General features: G+C 57.8%; 6 protein-coding genes and 1 tRNA gene. 2 read left to right on the top strand and 5 right to left on the bottom strand.

Features of this window, described 5'->3' with window-relative positions; all coding sequences use genetic code 11:
• Positions 1 to 504: 504 nt before the first annotated feature.
• Together ACP7EY_RS22695 and ACP7EY_RS22690 are read left to right on the top strand one after the other, a co-directional pair.
• On the top strand, positions 505 to 2,655 hold the full coding sequence (locus ACP7EY_RS22695; RefSeq protein WP_426197546.1) for an AAA family ATPase: 2,151 nt from the start codon (positions 505 to 507) through the stop codon (positions 2,653 to 2,655).
• Between the two features lie 661 nt (positions 2,656 to 3,316).
• Positions 3,317 to 5,068 (top strand): class I SAM-dependent methyltransferase, encoded by a 1,752-nt coding sequence (locus tag ACP7EY_RS22690; RefSeq protein WP_426197545.1) that lies wholly within the window; start codon positions 3,317 to 3,319, stop codon positions 5,066 to 5,068.
• Positions 5,069 to 5,379: 311 nt separating this feature from the next.
• On the opposite strand, the gene ACP7EY_RS22685 is transcribed toward ACP7EY_RS22690, so the two are convergent.
• The 5 genes from ACP7EY_RS22685 to ACP7EY_RS22665 form a co-directional block, all read right to left on the bottom strand.
• Entirely contained in the window at positions 5,380 to 6,399 is a 1,020-nt protein-coding gene (locus tag ACP7EY_RS22685) for a nucleotidyl transferase AbiEii/AbiGii toxin family protein (RefSeq protein ID WP_426197544.1), read from the bottom strand.
• 3 nt (positions 6,400 to 6,402) lie between these two features.
• Complete coding sequence (locus tag ACP7EY_RS22680; protein ID WP_426197543.1) at positions 6,403 to 7,074, bottom strand: DUF6088 family protein; 672 nt, start codon at positions 7,072 to 7,074, stop codon at positions 6,403 to 6,405.
• A 1,053-nt stretch (positions 7,075 to 8,127) separates the two neighbouring features.
• Positions 8,128 to 8,217 (bottom strand) — tRNA-Ser (locus ACP7EY_RS22675).
• Positions 8,218 to 8,254: 37 nt separating this feature from the next.
• Positions 8,255 to 10,282, bottom strand: a complete 2,028-nt coding sequence (locus tag ACP7EY_RS22670) for a putative bifunctional diguanylate cyclase/phosphodiesterase (protein WP_426197542.1) — start codon at positions 10,280 to 10,282, stop codon at positions 8,255 to 8,257.
• A gap of 1 nt (position 10,283) precedes the next feature.
• The gene (locus ACP7EY_RS22665; protein ID WP_426197541.1) at positions 10,284 to 11,492 is read right to left on the bottom strand and encodes an HDOD domain-containing protein; all 1,209 of its coding nucleotides are present in this window, start codon (positions 11,490 to 11,492) and stop codon (positions 10,284 to 10,286) included.
• Positions 11,493 to 11,932: the final 440 nt, after the last annotated feature.

The raw sequence follows: 11,932 nt of genomic DNA, 5'->3' as shown, positions 1-11,932 counted from the left end.
GCCGCAAAAGTGCTTCCTTGCGCTCTGCTGAATAGTGCTTCACTGCTGCTCTTTTACTCCGCCCCCAGTACGGTTACGATAAATCAGATGACGCGACAACTATGCTGACATAGGGGGGTTACGTAACGCCAAACTAAGAAGGGCGGAGCGGCCGAGGATCGACCTTTAGCCAGCCGAAGTAAAAAAATAAATCTCCGTCGTCACGAATTTCTTGGCGGTGCTTACAATTTGACTGTAGGCCCGTGGCCCCAACGTCAAATTTCTCACCGTCCGGTTTGCGAAAATTCTCACCAGCCATCCTTCAGGATCTACCAGCACGAGCATCCTCTGCTATATCTCCTTGGATACCTCGGAACTTCTGACTGCCTCTCGGATTTCAATGGTAATTGCCCCCCTCATCGTGGGAGGAACTGCCTGAAGCAAATCTATGGCCCCAAATTAGATAAAGTTGCCAAATCGCAACCACCTAGATGTAGTATCGACATTGGGAATATTGAAATAACTATGATTTTTCTCTTCCAACATGCTAGCCTTAGCAGCAATTCATTAACTCTGCCATTATCGAAAGCGCATATGCAAATCAGCATAAGAAACTGCAATAGCATTGACGAAGCTGAAATAACCGTTCAAATGAATAGATTGAACATAAAATATGGACCGAATGGCACTGGCAAAAGCACAATTGCTAAAGCACTTCTTCTGAGCTTTCAAGGAGAAAAAGAACTGCAGCAGTTATTGCCATTCAAACATCGCGCCAAACTGCCCTCAGATGCTACAAAATCTTCGGTAACGACCAGTGACGGATTAAAGAGTGCACACCTGTTCAACGAGGACTACATCAATCAGTTCGTCTTTACGCAGGATGAAGTTATAAAAAATAGCTTCGACATTTTCATCAAAACACCAGAATATGATAAGAAAATGCTTGATATTAATAGCTCCATCTCTGATATTCAGTCCACATTCCAAAAAAATGAACAAATAGAAATTGTACTGCAGGATTTGAGAGAGTTACATGAATGCTTCGGAAAGACGGCTGGATTGTCAAAGGCGAGCAAGATCGTGAAAGGCCTCGGAAGCGGGAACAGGATAGAACATATTCCAGCCCATCTCACTGGATATACAAAACATATAAAGAGCGAAAAAAATCTCTCCTGGTTAAAATGGCAGCTAGCAGGCGAAGATTTCCTTTCCATTTCTGATGACTGTCCGTACTGCATCCATCCCACGGGAGAGACAAAAGACACAATTTTGTCGATTGGAAAAGAGTATGACGCTAAATCCGTCGAGCATCTTTCAAAAATCCAAAATATACTCGCTAAGTTAGGGGACTATTTCAGCGAGATAGATCGAGTCAGAATTGACAAGATTATAAAAAGTAACGAGCCCTTACATAAGGAAGCAGAAGCTTATTTGATAACAGTGAAAGATCAAATTGAACTCTTAATCGTAAAGATCAATGATGTCAGGACAATTTCATATTTTTCATTGCGTGATACTGGAGAAATTAAAGCCAAAATACAAAGCCTGACGATAGACATGGATCTGATAAATTGCCTTAACTCAGCGCCTGCAAAAAAAATTGCATCCGAAATTAACGCATCGCTTGAGAATATTATTCTGAAAGCAGGCGCTCTACAGGGTGAAGTCGCAAAGCAAAACAAATTTATCAAAGATACTGCATCGAAATATAATAATGAAATAAATACATTTTTAAAGTTCGCCGGCTACAAATACTATGTCGATTTCGTCCAGAATGCGACTATCTACCAAATGAAGCTAAAGCATATCGATCACAGTAATGAAATTCCGCATGCATCGACACATTTAAGTTTTGGCGAACGAAACGCATTTTCACTTGTCCTTTTTATGTACGAGTGCCTAACAAAAATTCCCGACCTAATTATTTTGGACGATCCGATATCTTCTTTCGATAAAAATAAGAAATTTGCGATTATAGAAATGCTTTTTAGGGGAAAAATAAGCCTGAAAAATAGTACCGTTATTATGCTCACCCACGATATTGAGCCGGTTGTCGATATGATAAAAACATTAGCAGCAAATTTCGACCCGCGTCCAGTCGCCGCCTTTTTAACAAATTCAAAAAATATCCTTTCTGAGAAGCCGATCACCAAAAATGATATCTTGAGTTTCACGGAGGTATGCGAGAGAAACATTCAAAATGCCACCCATGATATATTAAAGACGATCTATCTACGTCGAAATTATGAAATTACCGGAAACAAAGGATTGGCATATCAACTTGTTTCCAATGTTTTACACAAGCGAACCATCCCGCTATTCCGAAGTAAAGATGCAAATGGGCAAGAATTAATGAGAAATATGACGGCGGCAGAAGTCGCCCAATCTCAAGCAGAGATTTCAGTTAAAATTGAAAACTTTAATTATCACGCTCTTATTAATGAGGTGAATAATAAAGAAGCGATGAAATCCTTGTTTTACAGCGTTAACAATAATTATGAAAAGCTGCAGATTTTTAGGATTATTGACGACAGCAATCATGAAAATAGCGTAATCAGAAAATTCGTCAATGAAACCTATCACATCGAGAATGACTATATAATGCAACTAAATCCGCACGAGTATGATCACGTTCCGGAGCATATAATTATGGAATGCCTGGCGCACCTGTAGTTAGCGCTGGAACCAGGAAAGCGGAGTTCTGGCAAAACGGAAACGGCCTGATCATTAGCCCGCGAAGTTCAGAACAAGGGCGGCGTTGAGGGGGGGGGGGAGGTCTGCCAATCGAACACGACCTGATTAGTAGGCGGCAAGGTTGGGCGGAACGGCTGAGTCCGTGTCTGTTTGGCTTACCTTACTTCCCTGATGCGCCTCGCCGTGACCCCATAAATGGGTTCCTCGCTATAGCATAACGGAACACGTGCAGGGCAGTTCGATCCATCGAATCATGCGGGAGCGGAGGGTCAGGTCCGAAACTGGAGCAGGGAGCGGAGTGTCAGGTCCGAAAAGCGGGCACAAGCTCAACCGTCCGGGGAAGCTGAGGGTCTAACAGTGGGGAAAACTGAGGATCAAGTCTGGCAGGCGGGCAAAGGCACACGGCGTGATCAGTTGCCCGCCAACTTCGAAATTGCTGCGTTACGCTGTAACGTCACCCTGAAATTTCCCGACCTATGCAAGCAACGCGTCGACGCAGTCGAGGGTCACATCCAACAAACATACATGAGTTCGGCGATCGTCCTTGGCACGGCCAATGCCAATACTGGTCCGGCACAATTTAGATATTGAACAGTTCTAGAATAAAATAGATTTCTCCCAACAAGCCCGCCCGCCGCCGATGGCCTCCCTCCCCCACTACGACCAGCACGCGGCCCGCCTGGCGGCGCAATACGAATCGCTTTCCTTCGAAGCAGTCCACGAAAGCCTGCTCAACTTTCTGCCCCCAGCCGGCGCCACCGTGCTCGACGTCGGCGCCGGCTCCGGTCGCGATGCCGCCTGGCTGGCCGATCGCGGCTACGAGGTGGTCGCGGTCGAGCCCTCCGCCGCCATGCTCGCCCAGGCGCGCGCCCTGCACGCCGCCACGCGCATCCACTGGGTCGCCGACGCCCTGCCCGATCTGGCGAACGTGCGCCGCCTGGGCTTGAAATTCGATCTGATCCTCCTCTCCGCCGTCTGGATGCATGTCCCTGTCGCCGAGCGCCACCGCGCCTTGCGCAAACTGGCGACCTTGCTGGCGCCGAAGGGACGCATTGCCATCAGCCTGCGGCTCGGGACGCCCGATGCGGAGCGTGGCATGTTCGCTGTGTCGCTGCCGGAACTGGTGGGCATGGCGCAGCAATTTGGTCTGCGCATCGTGCACACCCACAATAGCGCCGACCGGCTCGGCCGCAGCGAGGTGTCGTGGACCAGCGTCGTGCTGGGCTTGCCCGATGATGGCTTGGGCGCCCTGCCCTTGTTGCGCCATTTGATCCTGGTCGACAGCAAGGCGTCGACCTACAAGATCGCCCTGCTGCGGGTGCTTGCGCGCATCGCCGACAGCGCGGCCGGGCTGGCCCGCCACGAGGACGAATCGGTGGTGGTCCCGCTTGGGCTGGTGTCGCTGTTCTGGCTGCGCATGTTCAAGCCCCTGGTCGAACATGCGCTGCCGCAGATGCCGGCATCGCGCCTCGGCACCGGCCCCGGCTTCGTCACGCACAGTTTTCTCGAACTACGGCCCGTGACCGCCGTGGAGCTGCGCATCGGCTCGACGTTCTCCGGGCCGACGGCGAAGCATCTGCACCGCAGCCTGTCGGAGATTTCTGAGCTGATCCGAAACATGCCGGCGAACTACCTGCGCTGGCCGTCCAGCGACGAACCCATTTTCAAGGTGGCGCGGCGGCGGATGGTGGCGACACCCGATCCGCTGCAGATCGATGCGGCGTTTCTATGGAGCCTGGGCGAATTTCGCATTCCGATGGAACTCTGGCAGGCGATGAGTCACTACAACGTCTGGATCGAACCGGTGCTGGTGGCCGAATGGATGCGCCTGATCGCATCCTACGACGGCGGCGCCCGCCCGGACATCGGCCCGCTCGCCAGCTCGCTCCTCGCCTGGGTGGACCCGGCGCGCGACACTAGCTTCGCCAGGGCGGCGGTCGAGCGCATGCGCGCGGCCGGAAAGCCAGTGTACTGCGTCTGGTCGGGCGTGCGTCTGCTTGACCACTACGATGTCGATCACTGTTTCCCATTTTCGGCGTGGCCCTGCGGCGATGCCTGGAACCTGATGCCGGCATCGAAACAGATCAACATGCAGAAGTCCGATCGCCTGGTGACGCAAGCGGCGCTGGAACGCGCCAGCGATGCCATCGCGACGTGGTGGCACAGCGCCTTCCTCGAACAAGAAGACGGCAAGCGCCGCCAGTTTTTCCTGGAAGCGTCGCAGACCCTGCCGATCTTGGCCAGCCACCCGGCGCTGGCAGACGTCATCGACGCCATGCAAATGCACCGGATCAGGTTGGCGAACGATCAGGGATTGCGACCGTGGGAGCCGCCAGTCGCTGGCACGCGCACTACAGTCTCCAGGCGCGCGGCGATCGACGCCGTGCCGTAAAGGGTGCGAGGGTCAACGCCGAAAACGGACAGAAGCTCAGCCCTCCCCTTACCATTCGTCACCCGTTATTGAGTGGAGAGCAGAGGGTCACGTCGGGCAAATGGCCACTACCTGATCGGTAGCCAGCGAAGTTGAATAATCCGTCTGAGCCAGTTAAAGCGACCACTAGTCTGACACAAGGGCTTTCCAAACCTGCCCTGCCCCTTTCATCGTCCCGATTGTTAATGCAAAATGCGCGGAAGTCGACCTCTTACCGTTAGAGTCGATCAAACCACCTGCGCTACCTCTTCATCGCCCATGAAATGATTGCGTTACGCTGTAACGGTAGCTTCAAATTGTGTGACAGCGGCAAGCAAATCATCGAACGCTGGCGGCACTGCCCCGAACATTTCCTCCTGCATTTGGGCGTAATCCTGACGCCAGGCCGCCTCCTGATCCTGTCTCGGCAAGATGCGCAACGATTCAATCCGAAGCGTCGAGTAGTCCACCCAAGACTGTGCAAAGAAAATTTGCCGGTGCGCTGCCACTTGCTCGAACAGATTCTGGTCCTGCAGTGCGCTCGCCCCGATGCCCTGCTCAATCAACCGAAAAAGGTCGTAATAGTGACGCGCCATGCGTGGCCGGCGTGGTTTATCCGCAGGCCGAAACCGCTCCTCGTGCAGCAGCATCGCCTTCTCCCAAAACGTGCGCTCTGGCGCCAGCGCGTGGACCATGACATCCGACTCCTCCAGCGCTTGTGGAAAGTAGTCGGCCATCACCGGCCGGACAATGCGTTCTCGCATCGGCCAAGGATCCGAGCGCGCGCCAAACTCGATCTTGACGACGGGACGCAGGTAGCGCGCTGCTTGCGCATCGAAGTGCGAGGGATAGCGAAGCAGTATTGTTTGCGCGTCGGGATCTTCGTCATCGATTTCCAACGACCATGGCGCCAGGCCCTCGATTGAGGCCAGCCGCTCTTGCAAATCGTGTAGAACAACATTGCCTACGTGTTCGCTGCATGCCACTTTCAGTGCCTTGAGCCGCTTTGACCGCTGCTTGGCACTGGGCGCCTGCTCTGGGCTGTTGTCGCCACCGAAACCAAGCGCATCACGGCCGATTGTCAGGTCAATGTCTTCGGAAAAACGATCAATCAGTCCCCACGCCTTGGATAGCGATGTCCCACCCTTGAACGTCAGATGCGGCGCCAGTTCGGGCATTGTAAATAGCTGCTGCAGTACCCAGGACACCCAAAAATCCTTCTCGACACTCGACGCCGTCCAGCCTGTTCGAGCGGCGGTCTGTTCTATTGTCAGGCGCTGGTCGGATGTCGACAGGTCAAGAAGTTTGGGCATCGCTCAGCGCTCTTCGCTTGCGATGTGACGCATCACCTCGCCAATCCATGCCGGCGCCAACTGCGCATCGGCCAGTAGCACCTTCTTGTCATCAATCGTCATGCGCGCCCGCAGGCGCGTAATTGTCTGAGAATCGACATTGTCCTGCTTCAGGTGGCGCAATGCCTGGATCACCAGGCCACTAATACGCCCTGCCGTCACCATATTGCGAGGCGTCGTGTGCTTGAGAAGGATGGCTTGGTTGCCAACCTGCACGACGCGCGACGCGCCATCGGTGAGAAACGCCAGCTTCATCGGCACTTGCTCTGTGAGCCCCAGCAAATTGGCGGCATAGGCGCCGGAAGGCTGCAGCCGCAAGCTCCCCTTGTCGGCTAGCGCACGCGCAATATCCTGCGCTGCGGGCAGTAAGGGCCCGAGCAGAGCGTGTTCGCGCGGGACGTCGTACAAGCCACGCGCAATGCGTCGGATTTGTCCGCTTGCCGCCAGTCGCGAAAGCACTTTGTCCACTGCTGGGCGTCCGCCCAGATCGGCAAAGTCGCCTGGACTGAATACTTGCCCTGGTGTTGCCTGCTGAAGCCTTGCGCGTATGGCCGCATCGATGCCGCTCTTGCGCGCGCCCTTACCCGACGTGCTCGTCAGTTTTCGGGGATTTGCAGTGGCAGGAGAAGTTCGCATGTCAGAAAATATATCACTTTTTTCTGACAAATGGCGAGTTTGTGCGATGGGTGGGGATTGACTGTCAACGCCACATCACCGGAAAACGACGCGCCATGTCGACGCTTCCTATCCGATATGCATTTTTTCACGCTGCCACCTGCTGGGGGCTCTGCGTGCGGCGCAGCTTCGTTACACCGTAACGTCTGGATTCGACCGGTCATGAGATAGCGAGGTGATGCGATCGCGCGGTTCGATACGTCGCAACGATGGGTCGATCGATTCGTGCGCACCAGTTTTAACAGCTTGATTTATGACGATACCTGGCCTGATGAATCTAAAGGAGGTTGTATGGCTGGTAAATTTCCATGCACCAGCGCTGATGATAGAGGTCGCCGAAGTCGGCGGCCGGAAATGCCGTTGGGTCGGGCAAATTGGTCATCAACACGCGCACCTTGCCGGTGCTGGCAACATGGCGAACGAGTCGCACCGTTTGGGGCGTTGCGGGGCACTCGTAGTCGGCGTCATCGCGCCGGCCGGGCGCCGGCAGCGCGACGGTCTTGTCGTGCGAATCCGAGCGCGGAAAGTCGCAACGGATCGGGGTCAGATACCATCTTGGGTGGCAGACCAGCTCACTGCGCGTCCTGGAGACTGGTCGGCACGCAAGCAGAGGGGCACATTACTCGGGTGGCGGGTACGTACCAGTGACTGTGTTGCAGGTAATTGGCCGGATGCGGCGGGGCGTCAATGGCTTTGTTTGGGGGGGCGCTGCGTGGAGAGATCGGCGCGGGCTTCGTGTGGCACTGCTGCTTGCTTTGGCGGGGCGATGGACGCGGGCTTCGACTGGCTTTGCGGCTTGATCTGCCGAGAAGCTGAACGGAGGGAGGAACGCGCGCCCGCGGCGCGCGGCGCTGCCGCTGCGCGGCAGCAAATGGGCGATTCGCCTGCATCCTGCAGGCCGCCCCAGCGCCAGTAGGCGCATGGGCTTCGAATCTCACACGCAAGGCGCGCAGGCGCCTTGCTCGCTTCCGCCAAGCAATAAAAAAAGCCCCGTTCGGGGCTTGTTTTATTGCTTGGCGGAAGCGGTGAGATTCGAACTCACGAACGGCTCACACCGTCGGCAGTTTTCAAGACTGCTGCCTTCAACCACTCGGCCACGCTTCCTGCTGCCCCGCATTATACATAAGCGCGCGCTGCCAGCCTACAGCAACCAGTTCTCCCGCATCGCCGTCTCGAACGCGGCCGCGTTGAGCGGCTTCGAAAACAAATAGCCCTGCACCTCGTCACAACCGGATTTGCGCAGGAAATCCATCTGCTCGACCGTCTCCACCCCCTCGGCAATCACCCGCAAGCCCAGCTTCTGGCCAATGCCAATGATGGTGGTGGCAATGGCGCAGTCGCTGGCGTCGTTCGGCACGCCCATCGTGAACGATTTGTCGATCTTCAGACTCTGGATGGGGAAACGCTTCAGATACGACAGGCTCGAATAGCCGGTGCCAAAATCATCGAGCGACAAGGTCACCCCCAGCGCGTTGATGCAATCCATGATCTCGATCACCCGGCCAATGTCATGCATCAGCGCGCTCTCGGTGATCTCCAGCTCCAGCCATGCCGGCGCCAGCTGATAACGCGCCAGCGTCGCCGCCAGCCGGGCCGGCAAGGCCGGCGTGAATTCACGGGCGGAGACGTTGATGGCGATGCGTAATACGGGCAGGCCCGCGCCCTGCCAGATCGCCGCCTGCGCACACGCCGCTTCCAGCACCCACTCACCCACCTGCACAATCAGCCCCGTGGTCTCGGCCAGCGGAATGAAATCGGCCGGCCCAATCAGGCCCCGCTCGGGATGACGCCAACGGACCAGCGCCTCGGCACCAATGATGCGGACCCCCTCGATGGCAAATTTCGGCTGGTAGTGCAGCAGTAACTGGCCGTGGCCCAAGGCGTGGCGCAGGCCCGACTCGATGCGCATGCGCTCGTGCATGCCATGGTTCATGTCGAGACTGTAAAAGGCAATGCTGTCGGCCTGGCTGTCATGGCCCTGCTTGGCACGCGCCATGGCAATGTCGGCCAGGCGCAGCAAGGTTTCCGCATCCTCGCCATCCTGCGGGTACACACTGATGCCAATGCTGGCACCCACCTGCAAATCGTGCCCTTCGATCATGAACGGCGCCACCAGCGATGCCTGTAACTTGTGCGCCACCGTGGTCGCTTCAAAATGCTGACGGATGTCAAACAGGCCGACGACAAATTCGTCACCGGATAAACGCCCCACGATGTCCTCCTCGCGCAACGCCCCCTTCAGGCGCAACGAAACCTGGCGCAACAATTCGTCGCCGATGGCGCGGCCCAGCGTGTCGTTGATCCACTTGAACCGGTTCAGGTCGATGAACAGCACGCATGCGGCCGCACGGTTGCGCTGAGCGAGCGCCAGACCCTGCTCGAGCAGTTTGGCCAGCAAGGTCCGGTTCGGCAGGCACGTGAGGGCGTCGTAATAGGCAAGGTAGTGCAGGCGCTCTTCGGCCTGCTTGCGCGCCGTGATGTCGCTGATGTAGACGATCAGCCCAGTCTCGGCCTGGTCCGCGTCGACCAGCGGCGTCAAGGTCAGGCTGGCCCAGAACACTTCGCCGGACTTCTTGCGGCGGCGTACTTCCATGATGCGCCCGCCCTGCTCGGCAAAGGCGTCGGGAAAACTGGCGTCTTCGTCGATGTACAGGAACAGGATGTGCTGCCCGATCGCCTCGCCGGCGCTGTAGCCGAACAGGCGCTGGGCGCCCTGGTTCCAGCTGGTGACGTAGCCGGCGCGGTCGAGCGTGAGCACCGACTCGTGGCTCTTGTCGATGATTTGCGTCTGGCGCGACAGCCGCGCCTGCGCTTCGTCCAGCGCCGGCGTGGCGTCACACTGCGCGGCGCGCAACTGCAACAGGCTCGCTGTCAGCCGGGCCAGGCTGGCCAGCAGATGGCGCTCGTCGGCGCCGTAGGTGGCACAGCCGAACATCACAAAACTGCCAAATACCACCGCCTCGCCGGCCACCTTCTGGCGCAACTGGCCCACCCCGGCCGGTGCCACGGCAGCGCGCAGGTCAGGGTCGAACACGCCGTACGGGCTGGCCAGCAAGGCGCGGGCGATGCGGCCGAGTTCCTCGTGCAACACCGTGCCCCGCATGGTCAACACCGCGTCGCACACGGCGCCGCTGCTGGCGATGAAGTCCGGGGCGGGGTGCACGTTCATCCTACAGGTTCCGGCTGACCTGGATTGCCCAGTGAAAACCGTGCAATTGACTGTGCCACCATTGCCGCGGCGTCAGCTCGAGCGCCGCCAGCATGGACATGGGCGGCGCCTGGGCCTCCACCAGCGCCAGCAAGCGCCCCACTTCGCCGCGCCGTTCCAGCAAGGCGCCGGCAGTCTCGGCGGGCAACATCAGGGCGGCGACGATCGCGTCCATCGGCATGCCCAGCAGCACATCGAGCAGCGAAAACACGCCCACCTGGAAGGCCAGATCCTGCGCCTCGCGCCCGCCACCGCGCTGCTTGCACAGCGACTCGATCTGCGCGGCGCGCAAGGCGGCAATCGGCAACAGGGGGTTGGCCAGGCCGTCCGCACTGGGTCGGGCAAACAGCAACAGTTGCAGCCAGCGCAGCAACTGGCGCCGGCCCAGGCGCACGATGGCCTGGGCGAAATCATGGATCGGCGTGGCCGGCGCGAACGCGGCCGAGTTCACCAGCCGCAGCAACTGGTAACTGAGAGAAGGATCCTGCTTGAGCTCGATTTCGATGTCGCGGGTGTCGGCGTCGGCCAGCAGCAAGCCCAGCAGTTTCAGCAGGCGCCGCGCCGTGGTGCCGTCATCGGGGTCGCGCCCGCCGTCGCCGTCGTGCAAGGCGTAGGTGCCGCTGAACCAGGCAAAGCCGGCCTTGGCGCAGGCGTCGAAACAGGCCGCCGTGTTGACCCCGTGCGCCAGGTGCGGACCGAACAGCGCTACCAGCGGCGTCGGCACCGCCAGCGGCGCGGCGCCGTCGTGGGCAATCCCGCGCAGGGTCGCCGGCAAGGGCGCGCCAGGGCCGCCGCCACCTTCGATCAGGATGCGGTAGCCAGCCTGCTGCAGATTGCCCAACTGGCGCAGGGCGCCCTCCTCGTCCAGTGCGGCGCGCTCGACCGCGAGCACCACCCGAGAAGGCGGCAGCCTGGCCATCAACACGGCGTCGACCAGGCCGGGCCGGTCAAGGTGGACGATGCAGTCGAGCGGGGCGATGGCGGTCAGCAGGTCGCCGCCGTCGAACACCGCTTGCCAGCCGGGCACGACGACCCCGCTGTCGGGGTCAGCGGGGCCGTCGTGCCAGTCGGCGTGCGCCAGCCACGCATGCACAGCGACCCACTGATGCGCGCTGTTGGACACGGCGCGCAAATCGACCAGCGGGAAGGAGGAGGTATCGGTGGCGGCCATCTGCAGGTCAGTGGATGTAATGCATCCCATCATAGTAGAAAAATTGCCTTGAGACAATTCTCCGCGCCGTCCGAAATTGTGTCTCCGATCAAAATCGAGTGTAACACCAAGCTTCTTGTTGTTTCGTGTCGGAATTGAAATCGATGTTGCATGGCTGGCACGCGCATAACGGGCTATTGCGTGGGGCGCCGAAGCGGTGTGCGCCACCGGCCCATTGCGTGATGGCGGGACGGCGAGCGGGCCGCGCCAGGTCCGGGCCGGCAGCCGTTCGGCCCCGTGGATTGGGCGGGGAATGTACCCCTCATGTTGCCGTCAAGACCATAACCGTTTGCGTCATATCAAGCTTATACAGAACCTTTCCTCGTATATTTTTTCTGCTGGAATCATGATCCCCGCGAAGAACGGCCCCGGCGCCTGATGTTCCACCCATTCCGTCAAGG

The organism is Massilia sp. DWR3-1-1, from assembly GCF_049898325.1.
Taxonomy (GTDB): domain Bacteria; phylum Pseudomonadota; class Gammaproteobacteria; order Burkholderiales; family Burkholderiaceae_D; genus JAFCUW01.
The sequence above is the reverse complement of the archived record's forward strand: the minus strand, read 5'-3'. Positions and strand labels throughout refer to the sequence as shown.

Bases quoted from the DNA above. Each gene is read 5' to 3' on its own strand.
- ACP7EY_RS22695 (WP_426197546.1), top strand. From the start codon at position 505: ATGATTTTTCTCTTCCAACATGCTAGCCTTAGCAGCAATTCATTAACT.
- ACP7EY_RS22690 (WP_426197545.1), top strand. From the start codon at position 3,317: ATGGCCTCCCTCCCCCACTACGACCAGCACGCGGCCCGCCTGGCGGCG.
- ACP7EY_RS22685 (WP_426197544.1), bottom strand. From the start codon at position 6,399: ATGCCCAAACTTCTTGACCTGTCGACATCCGACCAGCGCCTGACAATA.
- ACP7EY_RS22680 (WP_426197543.1), bottom strand. From the start codon at position 7,074: ATGCGAACTTCTCCTGCCACTGCAAATCCCCGAAAACTGACGAGCACG.
- ACP7EY_RS22670 (WP_426197542.1), bottom strand. From the start codon at position 10,282: ATGAACGTGCACCCCGCCCCGGACTTCATCGCCAGCAGCGGCGCCGTG.
- ACP7EY_RS22665 (WP_426197541.1), bottom strand. From the start codon at position 11,492: ATGGCCGCCACCGATACCTCCTCCTTCCCGCTGGTCGATTTGCGCGCC.